At 60.3% G+C, this 18,183-nt stretch carries 17 protein-coding genes and 1 pseudogene; 7 read left to right on the top strand and 11 right to left on the bottom strand.

Features of this window, described 5'->3' with window-relative positions:
* Positions 1-23: 23 nt before the first annotated feature.
* Positions 24-791, bottom strand: a complete 768-nt coding sequence (locus ACIQU2_RS15975) for a methyl-accepting chemotaxis protein (RefSeq protein ID WP_403142472.1) — start codon at positions 789-791, stop codon at positions 24-26.
* Positions 792-881: 90 nt separating this feature from the next.
* Positions 882-1,970, bottom strand: a pseudogene (locus ACIQU2_RS15980) (cache domain-containing protein); the annotation flags it as partial.
* A 402-nt stretch (positions 1,971-2,372) separates the two neighbouring features.
* Between ACIQU2_RS15980 and ACIQU2_RS15985 the strand changes: the two are divergent.
* Positions 2,373-3,266 carry a PA4780 family RIO1-like protein kinase gene (locus ACIQU2_RS15985; RefSeq protein WP_129438758.1) on the top strand — a complete coding sequence of 298 codons (894 nt, stop codon included), beginning with the start codon at positions 2,373-2,375 and terminating at the stop codon, positions 3,264-3,266.
* Between the two features lie 156 nt (positions 3,267-3,422).
* Entirely contained in the window at positions 3,423-4,640 is a 1,218-nt protein-coding gene (locus ACIQU2_RS15990; RefSeq protein ID WP_403142409.1) for an MFS transporter, read from the top strand.
* Here the strand turns inward: ACIQU2_RS15990 and cueR are convergent.
* The 3 genes from cueR to ACIQU2_RS16005 all read right to left on the bottom strand — a co-directional run bounded on the left by cueR (position 4,594) and on the right by ACIQU2_RS16005 (position 7,873).
* Positions 4,594-5,007 (bottom strand): Cu(I)-responsive transcriptional regulator, encoded by a 414-nt coding sequence (cueR, locus tag ACIQU2_RS15995; protein WP_008156539.1) that lies wholly within the window; start codon positions 5,005-5,007, stop codon positions 4,594-4,596. The genes ACIQU2_RS15990 and cueR overlap by 47 nt on opposite strands.
* The gene (locus ACIQU2_RS16000) at positions 5,004-7,397 is read right to left on the bottom strand and encodes a heavy metal translocating P-type ATPase (protein WP_403142417.1); all 2,394 of its coding nucleotides are present in this window, start codon (positions 7,395-7,397) and stop codon (positions 5,004-5,006) included. Before ACIQU2_RS16000 ends, cueR begins: the two co-directional genes overlap by 4 nt.
* A gap of 92 nt (positions 7,398-7,489) precedes the next feature.
* A complete protein-coding gene (locus tag ACIQU2_RS16005) occupies positions 7,490-7,873 on the bottom strand; it encodes a hypothetical protein (RefSeq protein ID WP_403142420.1) in 384 nt (127 codons plus the stop codon).
* A gap of 147 nt (positions 7,874-8,020) precedes the next feature.
* Between ACIQU2_RS16005 and ACIQU2_RS16010 the strand changes: the two genes are divergently transcribed.
* The gene (locus tag ACIQU2_RS16010) at positions 8,021-8,218 is read left to right on the top strand and encodes a heavy-metal-associated domain-containing protein (RefSeq protein ID WP_403142423.1); all 198 of its coding nucleotides are present in this window, start codon (positions 8,021-8,023) and stop codon (positions 8,216-8,218) included.
* A gap of 94 nt (positions 8,219-8,312) precedes the next feature.
* The gene (locus ACIQU2_RS16015) at positions 8,313-9,509 is read left to right on the top strand and encodes a multidrug effflux MFS transporter (RefSeq protein WP_403142425.1); all 1,197 of its coding nucleotides are present in this window, start codon (positions 8,313-8,315) and stop codon (positions 9,507-9,509) included.
* A 7-nt stretch (positions 9,510-9,516) separates the two neighbouring features.
* Here ACIQU2_RS16015 and ACIQU2_RS16020 read toward each other — a convergent pair whose 3' ends face one another.
* From ACIQU2_RS16020 to ACIQU2_RS16030, 3 genes are all read right to left on the bottom strand, one after another.
* Positions 9,517-9,687, bottom strand: a complete 171-nt coding sequence (locus ACIQU2_RS16020) for a hypothetical protein (protein ID WP_176471512.1) — start codon at positions 9,685-9,687, stop codon at positions 9,517-9,519.
* Positions 9,688-9,823: 136 nt separating this feature from the next.
* A complete protein-coding gene (locus tag ACIQU2_RS16025; protein ID WP_403142429.1) occupies positions 9,824-10,837 on the bottom strand; it encodes a zinc-binding alcohol dehydrogenase family protein in 1,014 nt (337 codons plus the stop codon).
* A gap of 34 nt (positions 10,838-10,871) precedes the next feature.
* Complete coding sequence (locus ACIQU2_RS16030; RefSeq protein WP_095127279.1) at positions 10,872-11,165, bottom strand: putative quinol monooxygenase; 294 nt, start codon at positions 11,163-11,165, stop codon at positions 10,872-10,874.
* A 119-nt stretch (positions 11,166-11,284) separates the two neighbouring features.
* Here ACIQU2_RS16030 and ACIQU2_RS16035 point away from each other — a divergent pair, with 119 nt between their 5' ends.
* The 3 genes from ACIQU2_RS16035 to ACIQU2_RS16045 all read left to right on the top strand — a co-directional run bounded on the left by ACIQU2_RS16035 (position 11,285) and on the right by ACIQU2_RS16045 (position 14,776).
* Positions 11,285-12,214 carry a LysR family transcriptional regulator gene (locus ACIQU2_RS16035; RefSeq protein ID WP_403142433.1) on the top strand — a complete coding sequence of 310 codons (930 nt, stop codon included), beginning with the start codon at positions 11,285-11,287 and terminating at the stop codon, positions 12,212-12,214.
* A 317-nt stretch (positions 12,215-12,531) separates the two neighbouring features.
* Positions 12,532-13,266, top strand: a complete 735-nt coding sequence (locus ACIQU2_RS16040) for an ArsR/SmtB family transcription factor (protein WP_403142435.1) — start codon at positions 12,532-12,534, stop codon at positions 13,264-13,266.
* Between the two features lie 127 nt (positions 13,267-13,393).
* Positions 13,394-14,776 (top strand): MFS transporter, encoded by a 1,383-nt coding sequence (locus ACIQU2_RS16045; RefSeq protein ID WP_403142438.1) that lies wholly within the window; start codon positions 13,394-13,396, stop codon positions 14,774-14,776.
* Positions 14,777-14,893: 117 nt separating this feature from the next.
* Here ACIQU2_RS16045 and ACIQU2_RS16050 read toward each other — a convergent pair whose 3' ends face one another.
* From ACIQU2_RS16050 to ACIQU2_RS16060, 3 genes are all read right to left on the bottom strand, one after another.
* A complete protein-coding gene (locus ACIQU2_RS16050) occupies positions 14,894-15,847 on the bottom strand; it encodes an adenosine deaminase (protein WP_111449145.1) in 954 nt (317 codons plus the stop codon).
* Between the two features lie 82 nt (positions 15,848-15,929).
* Positions 15,930-16,895, bottom strand: coding sequence for a 2-oxoglutarate and iron-dependent oxygenase domain-containing protein (locus tag ACIQU2_RS16055; protein WP_403142442.1), 966 nt, complete (start codon positions 16,893-16,895; stop codon positions 15,930-15,932).
* Between the two features lie 143 nt (positions 16,896-17,038).
* Positions 17,039-18,121, bottom strand: coding sequence for a BMP family ABC transporter substrate-binding protein (locus ACIQU2_RS16060; protein ID WP_403142444.1), 1,083 nt, complete (start codon positions 18,119-18,121; stop codon positions 17,039-17,041).
* Between the last annotated feature and the right edge of the window lie 62 nt (positions 18,122-18,183).

The raw sequence follows: 18,183 nt of genomic DNA on the forward strand, positions 1-18,183 counted from the left end.
CGAAGGCTGCGATCTTTTGATCTTTAGGTTCTAAAGCGCCGAACCAACCCATCCAGCTCATTCGACAACCCCGCCAGACTCTGCGAATCCAGCCGCGCCGAGTTCGCCAGTTCCGCCACCAACTGCGCATCACCATGAATCTGGTTGATGTGCCGATTGATGTCTTCAGCCACCTGATGCTGTTCTTCCGCCGCGGTAGCGATCTGGGTGTTCATGTCGCGAATCACGTCCACCGATTCCCGAATCAGCCCGAAGCTGCTGCGTGCTTCACCGATCCGCGTCACCGATTGCTGGGACACTTCAAGGCTCGCATGCATTTGCTGTGTCACCTGACTGGTACGTTTGGCGAGGTTGCCCAGCAAACCGTCGATTTCCGCCGTGGAATCCGCCGTGCGTTTGGCCAGCGCCCGAACTTCATCGGCCACCACCGCAAACCCTCGACCCTGTTCACCGGCCCGCGCCGCTTCAATGGCCGCGTTCAGCGCCAGCAGGTTGGTCTGTTCGGCAATCGAGCGAATGGTCCCGAGGATTGACTGAATGTCGTTGCTATCGCGCTCAAGCTGTTGCATCGACTGGGCCGACTGTTCGATTTCCTGGCTCAAGCGATCAACGCTGGTCACGGCCGCATCAATCTGTTGCTGACCTTCACGCGCCTGACGCTGGCCGCTGTCGGCCGATTCCGCCGCCTGGCTGCAAGAGCGCGCGACTTCGTTGGCGGTGGCGACCATTTCGTGGAACGCCGTGGAGACCATGTCCACCGCCTCACGCTGACGCCCGGCGGCTTCGGCCATGTCGCTGGAGACCTGGGTCGAACTCTTGGAGGTGGCGAGGATCTTGGTCGCGGCGCCGCCAATGCTCTGAATCAGGTTGCGAATTGCCGCCAAAAACTGGTTGAACCAGTTGGCCAGTTGCGCGGTTTCGTCGCTGCCACGGATTTGCAGGTTCTTGGTCAGGTCGCCTTCACCTTGGGCGATGCCTTCCAGACCGCTGGCCACGCTGCGGATCGGCCGCACGATGACGCTGGCGAAACTGGCGCCGACGATGGCGAAGAACACGGCCAGCACGGCGGCGATGATCGCGATCAGCCAGGTCAGCTGAGTGGCCGAACTCATCACGTCGGTCTGCTTGATCAGGCCGATAAAGGTCCAGCCCAGTTGCTCCGACGGCCAGACGTTGGCCATGTAGCGCTCGCCGTTCAGCTCGACTTCCACCAGACCTTTGCCGGCCTTGGCCAGTTGCGCGTAGCCATCGCCGAGGCTGCTCAGCGCTTTAAAGTTGTGTTCCGGTTGTTTCGGATCGACCAGCACGGTGCCGGAGTTTTCCAGCAGCATCAGGTAGCCGGTTTCACCGAGCTTGATCTGTTTGACGATTTCGGTGAGCTGCTTGAGCGTCACGTCGATGCTGACCACGCCGCCATGGGTGCCCAATTTGTTGTCGATGGTGCGCACGGTACTGACGTACGTTGCGTCGTCCTGGGCCCAGTAATAGGCCTCAGTGCGGAACGGTTTGCCCGGTTTGGCCTGGGCAGCCTTGTACCAGGGGCGCTGGCGCGGGTCGTAATTGCTCAGCTTCGCATCGTCCGGCCAGGATACATAACCGCCCGCCGCGGTGCCGAGGATGGCATAGGCGTAGGACGGGTGACTGTTACCCAGGTCCTGAAGGAGGCCGAAGACCTTCTTGTCCATCTCGCCTTGAGGAATGCTCTCGGCGTTGGCGCTCATATAAGTCTTGAGGCTGTCGTCGGAATTCTTGATCAACGGTTGGGTCGCCAGGTAATCCACGTTCTGGCTGATGCCGTCAAAGAACAGTTGCATGGCGTTGCTGACCTGACGAATTTCGCGGCCACTGCCGTCGACGAAACTGTCCTTGGCATCACTGCGCAAGTTCAGCACAACCAGGGTAGCGACCAGCACCACCGGCAAGCAGGCGATGATTGCAAACGCCCAGGTCAACTTCTGTTTGATGTTCATCCGCGCTCCAGATTTTTCTTGTAGGCCCACGCAGTGCAGATGACTCGCGGATTATTGGCAGAACGATTGTCGGACAAATCAATTTGTCTCTGATGACTTCGGCTGGCCGAGGCGGAAATTGAGGCCTGTTGAGAAAAATCCTACGAAGGGTATGAATCGAGATGTCAGCTTCTGTCGCAAATACCCGCTTAGCCCTTCAGCAACAAGTGACGCAGGGTCAGCTATGATCTGTTGCGGCCGATCACGACCGGCGGTTGTTGACCGATTAATCCGGCACATTGTGTGCTTGTTGACGGTCACAGGAACGTTCATAGGTCGGCAACCCCTCCCCCGAATGAGTGGATTGCCGTATAACGAATGACTTTCGCGTGTTTGGTAATAAAGGACCCCCAATAAAAGCTGATGAAGACTCCAAAACGCATTGAACCCCTGATCGAGGACGGTCTGGTCGACGAGGTGCTGCGCCCACTCATGAGTGGTAAAGAAGCAGCTGTTTATGTGGTGCGCTGCGGCAACGAGTTACGTTGCGCGAAGGTCTACAAGGAGGCGAATAAACGCAGTTTCCGTCAGGCGGCCGAGTATCAGGAAGGCCGCAAGGTGCGCAACAGCCGTCAGGCTCGAGCGATGGCCAAGGGCTCCAAGTTCGGCAAGAAAGAAACCGAAGACGCCTGGCAGAATGCCGAAGTGGCGGCGTTGTTCCGTCTGGCCGGTGCTGGCGTGCGGGTTCCTCAGCCTTACGACTTCCTTGAAGGCGTGCTGCTGATGGAACTGGTGGCTGACGAGTACGGTGATGCCGCGCCGCGTCTGAACGACGTGGTGCTGGAACCGGATCAGGCGCGCGAGTATCACGCGTTCCTGATTTCGCAAATCGTGCTGATGTTGTGTACCGGTCTGGTGCACGGTGACCTGTCGGAGTTCAACGTACTGCTGACCCCGACCGGCCCAGTGATCATCGACCTGCCGCAAGCGGTCGACGCGGCGGGCAACAACCACGCGTTCAGCATGCTGGAACGGGATGTTGGCAACATGGCGTCCTACTTCGGGCGGTTTGCGCCGGAGTTGAAAAAGACCAAGTACGCCAAGGAGATGTGGGCCCTGTTCGAAGCCGGCACCTTGCACCCGGCCAGCATCTTGACCGGCGAGTTCGATGAGCCGGAAGAGTTGGCCGATGTTGGCGGGATCATGCGCGAGATCGAGGCGGCACGCCTTGATGAAGAGCGCAAGCAAGCGGTGCGCGCGGCAGATGATGCGCCACCGGGCAAAACCGAAGAGCCGCCTCCGCCCTGGATGCAGTGATCGGTTAACGAAAAACCCGGCTTCGGCCGGGTTTTTTGTAGATGCTTGTCACCGCATCTCCAAACACTGGAGATCAAATGTGGGAGCGAGCTTGCTCGCTCCCACATAGATATCCGTAGTTCGATAAATCGCGACACCCACACTCAAGGACTGAATGTGAACACCTCCACCCGCAACGCCCAACTGATCATCACCGCCCGTCTGGTCTCGGACTTTGGCGCCTTCCTCAACATGGTCGCCCTGGCCACCTACGTCTACCTGCTCAGCAACAGCGCCATGAGCGTTGGGGTCTTTCTCGCCAGCCGTGTGGCGGGCGGGATATTCGCCAGCCTCATCGGCACGACGTTTTATCGCCGTTGGGCCGGACGCCTGCCGCTGATTGCCTTCGACCTGTTGCGCGCCGGGCTGCTGGGCCTGCTGCTTGTGCTACCTGTCGCCCAGCAGATGCTGCTGTTACCGGTGATCGCTTTCGGTCTGGGATTCGGCAACTCAATGTTCGCCATTGGCCTCAACAGTCAGTTGCCGCACTTGATCGAGGCTGAGCATTTGCTCAAGACCAACGCCTGGATCACCTCGGCGTCGTCGGCAGCCATGGTCGGCGGAAGTCTGGTGTCGGGGCTGTTAGTGGCGGCATTCGGCTTTGAAACAGTGTTTGCATTGAACGTGGTCACTTATTTGTTGGCCGCACTGTTCATCTTGCCGCTGCGTTTTTCACAACCTGCGCCCAGTGCCGAACCCATCCACGAACGTGGTGAATGGTCGGCCCTGCTCCAGGGCCTGCGCAGTACACCGGTGGTGGCGGCGATGCTCGCCGTGGCGATGGCTGACACCCTTGGCAGTGCCGCGCACAACGTGGGTTTTCCGATCATTTCAAAACTGCTGACGCCCGAGTCGGCCAGCACCACGCTGGGTTCGATGCTGGCGGTCTGGGCCAGCGGAAAACTCATCGGCGCGCGCATCGCCAGCCGGCTGAAAGGATCGGACAACGTGAACCTGGAGCGGCGATTTTTCTTTGGTGTGTTGCTGATGTCCTGCGGTTTCATCCTGATGTTTCAGCAGCAGACCCTTTACGGGCTGCTGTTGTTTTCGCTGCCGGCGGGATTGGGCGACGGTTTCTCGGAAGTCGGCCTGATGTCGCGCCTACAGCGTGAGCCGGACAGCCTGCGCCTGCCGATTTTCAGCTTCCTGACGCTATTGCAAATGACCGGGTTCGGCGTTGGCATGCTGATCGCCGCGCCGTTCTATTCGTGGTGGACGCCGGGTGCCGTGGTGCTGTTGTTTCACGGGATTCCCCTCACCACCTTGTTGGTGGTGAAGGGGCTGGCAATCAGGGGCGAGCGGGTTGTGCGCAGCAGCCCGACTCCAGGTTCTTGAGGATCGGGCAGTCGGGACGGTGATCACCGTGGCAGTGTTCGACCAGGTCCTGCAGGGTGTCGCGCAGTTGGCCGAGTTCGCGGATTTTCTGGTTCAGCTCGTCGATGTGCTGACGGGCCAGGGCCTTCACGTCGGCGCTGGCTCTTTGGCGGTCCTGCCAAAGGGTCAGCAGTTTGCCGACCTCTTCCAGTGAGAACCCCAAGTCCCGGGAACGCTTGATGAACGCTAGGGTATGCAGGTCGTCGTCGCCGTAAACCCGATAGCCGCTGTCGGTACGATGGGCGGCCTTGAGCAAGCCGATGGATTCGTAATAACGAATCATCTTTGCGCTCAGGCCGCTTTGGCGGGCCGCTTGGCCGATGTTCATCGGTTGTCCTCCAGATCCTTGGGTTTCCAGGTTTTCAACAGTAGCGCATTGCTTACCACGCTGACGCTCGACAACGCCATGGCCGCACCGGCCAGCACCGGGTTGAGGACACCGAACGCTGCCAGCGGAATACCGATCAGGTTGTAGACGAAGGCCCAGAACAGGTTCTGACGAATCTTCGCATAAGTCTTGCGGCTGATCTCCAGCGCCGCCGGTACCAGCCGCGGGTCGCCGCGCATCAGGGTGATCCCGGCCGCGTGCATCGCAACGTCGGTGCCACCGCCCATGGCGATACCGATGTCTGCGGCGGCCAAGGCGGGTGCGTCGTTGATGCCGTCGCCGACCATCGCTACCACGCCGGTTTTTTTCAGTTCCGCGACGGTGGCGGCTTTGTCCGCCGGCAGCACTTCGGCGTGGACATCCTTGATGCCCAGCGCTTCGGCAACCACTTTGGCACTGCCGCGATTGTCGCCGGTCAGCAGATGGCTGCTGATGTTGCGTGCGTTGAGTTGTTGCACGGCTTGCAGCGCGCCGGGTTTGAGGGTGTCGCCGAAAGCGAAGAGGCCCAATACTCGCGGCTCGGAGCTTTGCTCGATCAGCCAGGACAGGGTCCGGCCTTCGGTTTCCCACGCGGTGGCGGAGTCCGCCCATTCACCGGCGCTCAAGCCGCTTTCTTCCAACAGACGCCGATTGCCCAACGCCAATCGACGACCGTCGAGAGTGCCCGCGATGCCACGGCCGGTCAGGGATTGGCTGTCGGTGACATCGGCCACCGTCAAACCGCGTTCGGCGCAAGCGTCCAGAACCGCCTTGGCCAGTGGGTGTTCGCTGCCGCGTTGCAGGGCGCCGGCCATTTGCAGCAGGGCCGCCTCGTCATTGTGGATTGCGCTCAAATGAGCGATGCGCGGAGTACCCGAAGTCAGCGTGCCAGTCTTGTCGAAGACCACCGCACTGACTTCATGGGCACGCTCCAACGCTTCGGCGTCCTTGATCAGAATCCCGTGGCGCGCCGCCACGCCGGTGCCGGCCATGATCGCTGTCGGCGTGGCCAACCCCAGGGCGCACGGGCAAGCGATCACCAATACCGCCACGGCATTGATCAGCGCCGTTTCCATCGGCGCGCCGTACAACCACCAACCGATCAAGGTTGCCAGCGCAATCAGCAGGACCGTTGGCACGAACACCTGACTGACTTTATCCACCAGTTTCTGGATCGGCGCTTTCGCGGCTTGAGCGTCTTCGACCAGGCGGATGATGCGGGCGAGCACGGTTTCCGCGCCCAAGGCCAGGGTGCGAACGAGCAACCGGCCTTCGCCATTGATCGCGCCGCCGGTGACCTTGTCGCCGGGTTGTTTGGGCACCGGCAGGCTTTCGCCGCTGATCAGCGCTTCGTCGGCGTGGCTCTGGCCTTCGACCACTTCACCGTCCACCGGGAAGCGTTCGCCGGGTTTGACCATGACGAGATCATTCAGACGCAATGCGCTGATGGCGACATCTTGCTCGCGGCCGTCGATCACCTGAATCGCCCGCTCCGGGCGCAAGGCTTCGAGGGCGCGAATGGCACTGGCGGTCTGGCGTTTGGCGCGGCTTTCCAGGTATTTGCCCAGCAGCACCAAGGCAATCACCACCGCCGAGGCTTCGAAATACAGGTGCGGCATGCGCCCGGAGGCGGTGGCCCATTCATAGAGACTCAAGCCATAACCGGCGCTGGTGCCCAACGCGACCAGCAAATCCATGTTGCCGGCACCAGCGCGCACGGCTTTCCAGGCAGCGACGTAAAAGCGCGCACCGAAGATGAATTGCACCGGCGTGGCCAACGCGAATTGCACCCAGGCCGGGAGCATCCAGTGCACACCGAACGGTTGCAGCAGCATTGGCAGCACCAGCGGCGAGGCGAGGACGATCGCCATGATCAAGGCCCAACGCTCGCGGTGCAGGCGTTGTTGTTGATTATCGGTTTGCGGGTGTTCGACTTCCCAGACGCTGGCGTTATAGCCCGCCTTGGTCACTGCGTCGATCAGGGTTTGCGCATCGATCTGACCGAGCAGTTCAAGGTGGGCGCGTTCATTGGCCAGGTTGACGCTGACACTTTTGACCCCCGGCACCTTGGCCAGCGCTCGTTCGACCCGGCCGACGCAAGAGGCGCAGGTCATGCCGTCGATGCTCAATTCCAGACTCTGCTGCGGCACGCTGTAACCAGCCTGCTGCACCGCGTCCATCAAGGCCGGCAGGCTGTCGCTGGGCGCTTGAACCCGGGCCTGTTCGGTGGCCAGGTTGACGCTGACGGCAGAGGCGCCGATGACTTTGCTCAAGGCACGCTCGACACGTCCGGCGCAACTGGCGCAAGTCATGCCGGCAATCGGCAGATCGAAAGTGGTGGATTCGGACATCGGTCACGCTCCCTGTAGAAGATGCCTACAGGATCAACCTTGCCATGCGGGCAAGGTCAAGCGCCATGTCTCAGATCTTTTTTACAGACGACTCAATAGTCGAGGGCAGTGGGTTTCAGGTACATCCCTTCCTGCGTCATCGCAATCCGGAACTTCAACACGTCACCGGCCTTGAGCGTGATGTTCTGCGAACCCGGTGCGAGCATGCCCGGGTTGCAACCCGGCGCCTGGCCCGGCAGCAGCTTCAGGCGCAGGGACACATTGCCCGGCGGCAGATTGAACGAGGTGCTTTGTTCCTGGAACAACCGCGCCGACAGCTGATCGTGAATGTACACGCCGATCTCGCAGGAGGTCGCAACTTCCAGGCGCTCGCGGGAAATGATCAGCACGCCGTAGTCCAACCCGGCGGCTTGAACTGAAGGTGTCGCGGCAAATAGGCTGAGAAAGCCAAACAGGCTGAGAGCTGACCAGCGCATGGCTGAATCTCCTGATGTCGAGTCATTGATGGACGCAGCTTGGCCGAGCGCGGCGCTGATTGCCAGCCCGGCAGCTCATTTCAGAACTTGACCTTGCCATGATGGCAAGCTCGAGACTGCACGCAACCTCACTCAAGGAGTCATCCCATGCAAGTGTTCAACGTTCAAGGCATGTCCTGTGGTCACTGCGTCAAAGCCATCACCCATGCGCTGCAAGCCAAGGATCCTGCGGCCAGCGTGCGTATCGATCTGGCTGCGAAAGAAGTCGGCGTCGAGAGCGCTTTGTCGGCGGATCAGGTGATCGCGGTGATCACCGAAGAAGGTTACGAGGCGAAAGTCGCCTGAAGCTTTTTGATAGTTAGCGACCTAACGGAATGTTCAAGGCGTCCATGCGCGGCTAGACTGTGGGGCTGCCGACCCCTGTCCAACTGGATGCCTGATGAATTTCCGTAGCATTTTGATTCTTGGCGCCTTGAGCGCCTTCGGTCCGCTGGCGATCGATTTCTATCTGCCGGCTTTCCCGGCGATGGCGCTCGCCTTCGGCACCGATGAAAAACACGTTCAGCTGACCCTGGCGGCGTATTTCCTTGGCTTGTCCATCGGTCAACTGGCTTATGGCCCGGTGGCGGATCGTTTTGGTCGACGCATTCCCTTGCTGACCGGCGTCGGCTTATTCACCGCGGCCTCTCTGGCCTGTGCCTATGCGCCGAACCTCGAATGGCTGATCGGCGCACGTTTCGTTCAGGCGTTGGGCGGGTGCGCGGGGATGGTGATCGCGCGGGCGATTGTCAGCGATAAATGCGATGCAGTGGGTTCGGCGAAGGTCTTTTCGCAGCTGATGCTGGTGATGGGCCTGGCGCCGATTCTTGCGCCGATGCTGGGTGGGCTGTTGGTCAACACCACCGGCTGGCAGTCGATCTTTCTCGTGTTGACCGGTTTCAGTGCGCTGGCAGGGTTTGCCGTGGCGCTCGGGCTGCCGGAAAGTCTGCCGGCCCATGTGCCGCGTCAACCGTTGTCCGGCGCGTTGAATCAGTACGGTCGACTGTTGTCGGATCCGGTGTTCCTCGGCCACGCCTTGACCGGTGGCATCGCCATCGCCGGGATGTTTGCCTACATCGCCGGTTCACCGTTCGTCTTCATCAAACTTTATGGCGTGCCGCCCGAGCATTTCGGCTGGCTGTTCGGCACCAACGCGGCGGGTTTCATCCTGGTGGCGCAGCTCAATGCACGATTGCTGGCCAAGCGCGGCCCGGCGTTTCTGCTGGCGCGCACCGTATGGATCTACGTCGGCGCCGGTCTGGCGCTGCTGGCCGTCAGTTCGTTGCACACCGCGCAGCTATGGCCGTTGCTGATTCCGCTGTTTGTCTGCATCGCCAGCCTGGGTTGCATCCTCCCCAACGCCTCGGCCTGCGCGATGAACGGGCAGGGCGCGCGGGCGGGTAGTGCGTCGGCGATGCTCGGTTGCCTGCAATTCAGCGTCGCCGCCGGGGCAGCAGCATTGGTGGGTGTTTTACACGATGGCAGCGCCATGCCGATGGCCATGGTCATCAGCCTGTGCGGAATACTGGTGGTGAGCGTGGCGATGTTCACCCGGCGCTTGCAAAATGCCCGGGCGCTGGCGCAAGCCCAGGTCTGAGGTTGACTCAGCCAGCCGCGCGTTGCTGCTGGTCGGGAAATTGATGAGGGGCGTGCAGGCGCGCTTCAAGGGTTCGGGTGAAGGCGCGGGCTTCGGCTTCGCTACGGAACGTCACAGCATGTTGGTCCAGGCGGACCTGCCACTGGGATTTAGCCACTTCTTTTATCAGGATCTTCATTGCTGACCTCCTTATGTAAAAGATTGCATCGCAGAGGTTTCGATTGTAGACCCGAATACGATCGCAATTATGACAACGGTCAACTCTCTGACTGGCGGTGTCGTCCTTTACCGGACGACACGTCTGTCAATGTGTTTCAGAATCCTTCAAGCACAATCTTGCCCCTGGATTTGCCGCTCTCCAGAAGTTCGTGGGCGCGACGCAGGTTGGCCGCGTTGATGGTGCCGAAGTGTTCACCCACCGTAGTTTTCAGCGTCCCGGCGTCGATCAGTTCAGCCACGCGGTTAAGCAATTTGTGCTGCTCGATCATGTCTGCGGTTTCGAACAGCGAGCGGGTGTACATGAACTCCCAGTGCAGCGACAGGCTCTTGCGCTTGAGCTTGGTCACGTCCAGCGCCTTTGGATCATCGATCAGGGCCAGTTTGCCTTGCGGCGCCAAAGCCTCGACTAACTGATCCAGGTGGTGATCGGTCTGGGTCAGGCTGGCGACGTGAGTCACCTGATCGACACCCGCGCGTTTGAGTTCTTCGCTCAACGGCTGGCTGTGATCGATCACCAGGTCGGCACCCAGCTCACGAACCCAGCTCTGGGTTTGCGGGCGGGAAGCCGTGCCGATCACTTTCAGCCCGGTGAGCTGACTGGCCAGTTGCGTAAGAATCGACCCCACACCGCCAGCAGCACCGACGATCAACAGGCTCTGGCCTTCATCGGTTCTGCCTTCACGCACTTGCAGGCGCTCGAAGAGTAATTCCCATGCGGTGATAGCGGTCAGCGGCAGCGCGGCGGCGTCGGCGAAACCGAGGGTCTTCGGCATATGGCCGACGATCCGCTCGTCTACCACGTGCAGTTCGCTGTTGCCGCCCGCGCGGGCGATGGAGCCGGCGTAGAACACGTTGTCGCCGGCCTTGAACAGCGTGACTTCACTGCCGACGGCCTTGACCACGCCGGCCACGTCCCAGCCCAGCACTTTCGGCGTGCCCGCTTCAGGCTGGACGTTCTGGCGGACTTTGGTGTCCACCGGGTTGACCGAGATGGCTTTGACTTCCACCAACAGGTCACGCGGGCCGGCAACCGGGTCTGGCAGTTCGATGTCTTGCAGAGCGTTTAAGTCGATGATTGGCAAGGAGGCGTAGTAGGCAATGGCTTTCATTGGAGCTCCTGAAAAGTAATAAGGAAGGAGGTCATCAGACGATGGAGCGCAGGCGCTTGAGGTCGAAGTGTTCGAGAAAGTCGCCAGCCTTGGCTCGGAAGTTCTGGACATGCGCGCTGGCGTCATGGGCTTGCAGGGCTTCGTCACTGCTCCATTTTTCGATCATGTAGAAAGCGTGAGGATTGGCGAGGTCCTGGTGCAAGTCGTATTGACCGCAACCGGCCTCGGCGCGGGTCGGTTCCAGCAGCGCACGCAGGTGCTGTTCGAGGGCGTCCTGCTGGCCGGCTTTGGCGATGAGGGTGGCGATGGCGGTAAAAGGCTGGGACATGTTCGGCTCCGGGAACGGGATGAATTCGATGGGACGGATGATTGGCTATTTCTCTGCAAGATAAAACCCGCTAAAAGAGCAGTCTCTTTCAATATTTTTTTGATAATCGAGGCTGAACAATGCTGCGTTTCGATGACTTGCAGTTGTTTGTCCGGGCGGCGGACCTGGGCAGTCTGTCAGCGGCGGCGCGGGGGATGGACATGTCGGCCGCGGTGGCCAGTGCGGCGTTGAAGCGCATCGAGCAGCAGCTTGGCGCCCGGTTGCTCGCCCGCTCTACCCGCAGCCTGCGGTTGACCGCTGAAGGCGAGGGGTTTCTCGAATACGCTCGGGCTGCCTTGAGCAATCTCGATGAGGGACGGCGTTTATTGGCCAGCGGTCAGGATCAGGTCAGCGGGATTTTGCAGCTCTCGGCGCCTTCGGACTTTGGCCGCAATCTGCTGCTGCCCTGGCTGGACGAGTTTCAGCATGAGCATCCGAAACTCACGGTGCGTTTGCTGCTGGGCGACCGCATCGCCGACCTGTTCCGCCAACCGGTGGACATCGCCCTGCGTTACGGCGAGCCGGAAGACTCAAGCCTGGTGGCGCTGCCCATTGCTCCGCAGAACCGCCGCGTGCTCTGTGCCGCCCCGAGTTACCTGGCCCAGCATGGCGAGCCTCGGCAACTGGAGCAACTGGCTCCGCACAACTGCCTGCTGTTCATGCTCGGTAGCCGGGTCCACGATCATTGGAGTTTCCACGACGGTAAACGCGAGGTCAGCCTGACCGTCAGCGGCGATCGTTTCAGCGATGATGCCGATGTCGTGCGACTGTGGGCCGTGGCAGGTGCCGGGATCGCCTACAAGTCCTGGCTCGATGTCGCGACCGATGTGCTGGCCGGTCGATTGAAAGTGCTCATGCCGGAACTGCTCTGTGAGCGCGCACCGCTGAATTTGCTGTGCGCCCATCGCGCACAATTGAGTAAGCCGGTGAACCTTTTGCGGGAAATGCTCGCCAGCCGATGCGCCCGGTTGAGTAGCCAATTTCCGACGTTATCGGGCCCCGATCATTAGTCGCAGGCAAATAGCGAAATTTCACTCAGGAACTATCACCACCAATGGTTTCCCAAGGGCAGGAACCGGCGGTTAACCCGCATATACTAGCGCTCGCCTCATGTACGCACCGTCGATCTCGCAATGGCGAGTCCACGTCCGAGTCAGCCAGGCCCCATGGTCAATCGCCGCGGCTTTGCGAAACCTGCGAAGCAATAGTCCGTGCGATTGGCTGGCTTTGCCCGGTTTATGGCGGTTTCCACGCCTTGGCCGACGACACATTACTGGTCAAGATGTCTCTGAGCAGTAGACGAAACGATTCAACAGGGAGTGAATACATGGAACATGCACCTTGCATCAGCCAGATCGCCACGTTGCTGGCTGACCCAAAGCGCAGCGCAATGATGTGGGCCTTGATGGACGGCTCGGCGCGACAAACCGAAGAGCTGGCCTTGTTGGCCGGCCTGTCACCGTCTTCGGCCAGTGCACATCTGGGGCGTTTGTCCGCCGGAGGTCTGTTGAAAGTCGAAATCCGCGGCCGCAAGCGGTTCTTTCGTCTTGCCGCACCCGAAGTGGGGGCCGCGATAGAGGCACTGGCCAGCGCCACCCTGGCCAGCACGCCTCGGGAAATCCCGGACGTTTTCAAGCGCACGACACCCATCGCCAAACCTCAGGCGGCACCTTCGTCACTCTTGCGCGCCAGGCTTTGCGACGACCATTTGGGCGGCACCCTTGCCGCCGATCTTTACCAGCGTCTGCTGGATGCAGGCTGGATCGAACAGTTCGATCAGCGGGTAATGATCACTCACAAGGGCGCCACGCAATTGGCGACACGGGGTGTGTTCATCCAGGCGCTGGCTCATCGCAACAGCCGAGTCGCTTGCGCTTGTCCGGACTGGAGCGAAAGACGCCCACACATGGGCGGATCACTGGGGGCGGCGTTGCTGCAATTGTTCATGCAGTCAGGTTGGCTGAGCCTGCCCAACGATTCGCGAGCCTTGCAGATCACCGCCGCGGGGCAACGTGAAATCCATCGGTTCGCCAAGGAAACCGAGCTGGAAATGGCGTTCTAGACGCATCGAGATCGACGTCCGAAGCTTCGGGCGTCGTTCAGAGCTGCGAACAGGTCGCATCCAGCAGTAACCCCCAGCGGCTATCGCGCACACTCGTCCGGGGACTTTCGGATTGGGGGAATGTGGCATGGAAAGACGAGGCTTCAGCGCGGCAGAACGACTGGAACGGCTGCCCATCAGCGGTTATCACCGGATCATTTTCATCATCATTGCCCTGGCGTTTTTCTTCGACTCCATGGACCTGGCGATGATGACCTTCCTGCTCGGCTCAATCAAAACCGAGTTTGGCCTGAGCACGGCGCAGGCCGGGTTGCTGGCCAGTTCGAGCTTTTTCGGCATGGTTGTGGGGGCGTCACTGTCCGGCATGTTGGCCGACCGCTTCGGGCGCAAACCGGTGTTTCAGTGGAGCATCGTGTTGTGGGGGATCGCCAGCTACCTGTGCTCCACGGCGCAGAACATCGAAACGCTGACGTTGTTTCGAATCCTGTTGGGGATCGGCATGGGCATGGAGTTTCCCATCGCTCAATCGATGCTCTCGGAGCTGATTCCTGCCAAACGGCGCGGGCGTTACATTGCGCTGATGGATGGTTTCTGGCCGCTGGGGTTCGTCGCCGCTGGCGTGCTGTCGTACTTCCTGCTGCCGGTGATTGGCTGGCGGGACATCTTCCTGGTGTTGGCGGTGCCGGCGGTGTTTGTCCTGGCGATTCGCTTTTTCATTCCCGAATCACCGCGCTGGCTGGAACAGGCCGGGCATCATGACATGGCGGACAAGGTCTTGCTGCGCATCGAAGATCGGGTCCGGACATCTCTGGGACGTTCGGAGCTGCCTGAGCCGATCCGCCTGCCAAGCGTCGCGAGTACGCCGGGCCATTTCTTTTCCGCCTTGCGGCAAATCTGGTCGCCGCTTTACCGCCAGCGCACGATGATGATCTGGAGCGTCTGGTTCTTTGCCTTGCTGGGGTTCTATGGCCTGACGTCCTGGCTCAGTGCCTTGCTGCAGCAGTCGGGTTTTGCCGTGACTCAGTCGGTGTATTACACGGTGCTGATTTCCCTCGGCGGGATTCCCGGTTTCCTGATGGCCGCCTGGCTGGTGGAGCGTTGGGGACGTAAACCGGTGTGCGTGGTGACGTTGCTCGGCGGCGGGGTGATGGCGTTTCTTTATGGTCAGAGCGCGGTGTTTGGCGGCAACGTCAGCCTGTTGATTGCGTCGGGGCTGCTGATGCAGTTTTTCCTGTTCGGCATGTGGGCGGTGCTTTACACCTACACGCCGGAGTTGTACCCGACATCGGCGCGGGCCACTGGCTCGGGTTTCGCTTCGGCGATTGGCCGCGTGGGTTCGTTGCTCGGGCCAATGGTGACCGGGCTGGTGTTCCCGATGACCGGGCAGGGTGGGGTGTTTGCGCTGGGGGCGATGTGTTTTGCGATTGCGGCGGGGGTGGTGTGGGTGTTCGGGATGGAGACCCGGGGCAAAACGTTGGAGGAGTTGAGCGAAGCCACGATCGTCAATTAATCACGGCCCCTGTGGGAGCGAGCTTGCTCGCGATAGCGGACTGACATTCAACATCGATGTTGAATGTGATGGCCTCATCGCGAGCAAGCTCGCTCCCACATTAGATCTTCAGCGGTCTTAAGGTTTGACCAATCTGGCATCCAGGCTGTTCTGCGCCAGACGCTTGGCCTGATCCTGAGTCATGCCCAAATGGGTGTACAACGCGTGGAAGTTCTCGGTGACATAACCGCCGAAGTACGCCGGGTCATCCGAGTTCACGGTCACTTTCACGCCACGCTCGAGCATGTCGAGAATGTTGTGCTGAGACATGTGATCGAACACGCAGAGCTTGGTGTTCGACAACGGGCACACGGTCAGCGGGATTTGCTCGTCGATGATCCGCTGCATCAAACGCTCGTCTTCGATGGCGCGCACGCCATGGTCGATGCGCTGGACTTTCAGCAAGTCGAGGGCTTCCCAGATGTACTCGGGCGGGCCTTCTTCTCCGGCGTGGGCGACGGTCAGGAAGCCTTCGTGACGAGCGCGATCAAACACGCGCTGGAACTTGCTTGGCGGGTGACCCATTTCCGAACTGTCCAGACCGACAGCCACAAACGCATCACGGAACGGCAGCGCCTGGTCGAGGGTTTTCTGGGCTTCTTCTTCGCTCAAGTGGCGCAGGAAGCTCAGGATCAAACCGCTGGTGATGCCCAGTTGCTGCTCGCCATCTTTTAGTGCGGCGGCGATGCCATTGAGGACCACTTCGAACGGCACGCCGCGGTCGGTGTGGGTCTGTGGGTCGAAGAACGGTTCGGTGTGAATCACGTTCTGCGCCTTGCAGCGCAACAGGTAAGCCCAGGTCAGGTCGTAGAAATCCTGAGAGGTGCGCAACACGTCGGCGCCCTGGTAATACAGGTCGAGAAACTCTTGCAGGTTATTGAAGGCGTAGGCCTTGCGCAGGGTTTCTACGTCGCTCCACGGCAGGGCGATCTTGTTGCGTTCGGCAAGGGCGAACAGCAACTCAGGCTCTAGCGAACCCTCAAGGTGCAGGTGCAGTTCTGCCTTGGGCAGGGCGTTCAGCCAGTCGTACATATTCTTTTCTCATCAGGTGCAGATGGCGAGCATTCTACAGATGCCCGTGGAAACAATTAGCAAAACCTGACCAGCCGGTTCATCACACTGCTTCCTGTTCCCGTCGATAGGCGTAGGTGTCAGCGAAGCGCGAGAGCAGGAATTCGGCGCAGGTGGTGGCCGGATACTTTGCCGGGTGCCGTTCATCCTGACAGCCGGGCAGGCATTCGATGATCGTGTCGGGGTGCGGCTCGGCGAAGAACGGCATCGAGTAACGGTCCACGCCCAACGGGCTGATCACCCGGTGCGGCGTCGACAGGTAACGGTCGTTGCTCCAGCGCGCCATCATGTCGCCGAGATTGACCACGAACGTGCCGTCGATCGGCGGCGCGTCGATCCATTCGCCTTTTACGTTTCGCACTTGCAGGCCGCCGGCAGCATCCTGATAGAGCAGGGTGATGCAGCCGTAATCGGTATGGGCGCCGGCGCCTTGTTGCTCTTCGGAGCTGGCAGTGTGGCGCGGTGGGTAATGAATCATCCGCAGCACGCTGACCGGCTCAACGAAGCGGGTGTCGAAAAAGTCGCGCTCGATGCCCAGCGCCAGGGTCATGGCCCGTAACAGGGTTTGTGCCAAGGCCTGCATGTCGACGTAGTGCTGCTCCATCAGCGATTCCCAGCCGGGCATCGACGGATGACGGTTGGGGCCGCGCAACGGTTTTTCCGCCAGCACCTCTGGGTGATCGGCCGGCAGGTGCAGACCCATGTCGAAGGTTTCTTTCAGGTCGCTGGGTTTGCTCGGGTCGAGTTGTTCGGTGGCGATGGCGCCGTAACCGCGGTGGTGACGGGTTTGGGTGATGTCGATCCTGAGCTTTTCGGCGGCGGACAGGGCGAAGAAACGTTGGGCGTTGTCGAGCACGGCGTTAATGCGTGCGGCGCTGATCGGGTGACCCTTGATGTAGAAGAAGCCCCACTCTCGGCAGGCGTGGTCAATTTGGCTGGCGACGGTTTGCCAGGCGTATGTGTCTTCGCTGTAGAGCGGGCTGATGTCGATGATCGGGAGTTGGTTCATGCGCAGTCCTGAGAACGCTGAAAATCAAATGTGGGAGCGAGCTTGCTCGCGATAGCGGACTGACATTCAACAGAGATGTCGGATGTGATGACCTCATCGCGAGCAAGCTCGCTCCCACAGGGTTTTGTATTGGCTCTAAGCTATTACTTCGGAATGTCGGCCTTCATGCCTTCAACGTAGTAGTTCATCGATGCCAGCTCCGCATTGCTCGCCGTCGCGCCCGCCGCAATCTTCTCGACGCCTGCCTGATCCTTGATCGGTCCGGTGAACGGGTGGAAAGCACCGCTTTTGATGTCGGCAATGATCTGCTCTGCCTCGGCTTTCACCGGCGCTGGCACCAGATCGCTGATCGGCAACTCAACCGTCCCTACCTTCAAACCACCCCAGTAATCCTGCGATTTCCACGTGTGGTCGAGCACGCTTTGGGTCGCCTGAATGTAGTGCGGCCCCCAGTCATTGACGATGGACGTCAGCACCGCTTTCGGCCCGAAGTGCGCCATGTCCGAAGCGTAGCCCACCGCATACACGCCGCGACGTTCAGCCGCCTGGATCGGCGCCGGGCTGTCGGTGTGCTGGAATACCACATCCACGCCCTGATCGATCAACGCGTTGGCGGCATCGGCCTCTTTGCCCGGATCGAACCAGGAATTGACCCACACCACTTTGATCTCGGTGCCGGGGTTGTACGTGTTCAGGGCCAGTTGAATGGCGTTGATGTCGCGGATCACTTCCGGGATCGGGAAGGACGCGACGTAGCCGATCTTCTTGGTCCTGGTCATCTTCGCCGCGAGGAAACCACCGACGTAGCGCCCTTCATACGTGCGCGCCAGGTAGGTACCGAGGTTCTTGTCCTGCTTGTAGCCGGTGGCGTGTTCGAAGGTCACCTTGGGAAATTGCTTGGCGACTTTCAGGGTCGGGTTCATGTAGCCGAAGGACGTGGTGAAGATCAGGTCGTACTTGTCCTTGGCCATGTTGCGGATCACCCGCTCCGCGTCGGCGCCTTCAGCGACGTTTTCCACATAGTTGGTGGTGATCTGGTCGCCGAATTTTTCCGCCAGCGCCTTGCGCCCCTGTTCATGCTGATACGTCCAGCCGTGGTCGCCAATCGGGCCGATGTAGACGAAGCCGACTTTCAGCGGATCGGTGGCACTGGCAGTCAGGCTTGCGCTCAGACCGATGGCCGCCGCAACGGCGTAAAGCAGCTTCTTCAACGGACGTTTGTGCATGAATTCGAACTCCATGTTGTTGTGAGGTTGGCAAGGCCAATGCAAATTGCTGACCAACAAGA

It is taken from the genome of Pseudomonas sp. NPDC098740, from assembly GCF_044760065.1.
Classification (GTDB): domain Bacteria; phylum Pseudomonadota; class Gammaproteobacteria; order Pseudomonadales; family Pseudomonadaceae; genus Aquipseudomonas; species Aquipseudomonas rossensis.